The following is a 241-nucleotide window of genomic DNA, read 5'->3' on the forward strand; positions in this document are numbered from 1 at the left end:
TTTTTACGAGATCATTTAACGAAGATGCACCGACAACTTTATGTATCAAATCCCCATTGGAATTTATGATAAGAAAAGTCGGGTATGCATCAACACCATATTTCTTACCGATCAAACGGCCCTCACCCTTTCCCATGTCAGTCTTAACACAAACAAAACGTTCATTAAAATAATCTCCGGCCTCTTCGAGCGTGAACACCGTGTTTGCCATTATTTTACACGGACCGCACCAAGTTGTATA

General features: G+C 40.2%; 1 protein-coding gene. It reads right to left on the reverse strand.

All coding sequences use genetic code 11. The features are described 5' to 3' along the window. On the reverse strand, positions 1–211 hold a 211-nt coding region (locus NE609_RS17425), incomplete at its 3' end, for a thioredoxin (RefSeq protein WP_256153254.1). Between the last annotated feature and the right edge of the window lie 30 nt (positions 212–241).

The sequence above is a fragment of the Anaerotruncus sp. DFI.9.16 genome, assembly GCF_024461615.1.
GTDB classification, from domain to species: Bacteria; Bacillota; Clostridia; order Oscillospirales; family Ruminococcaceae; genus Anaerotruncus; species Anaerotruncus massiliensis.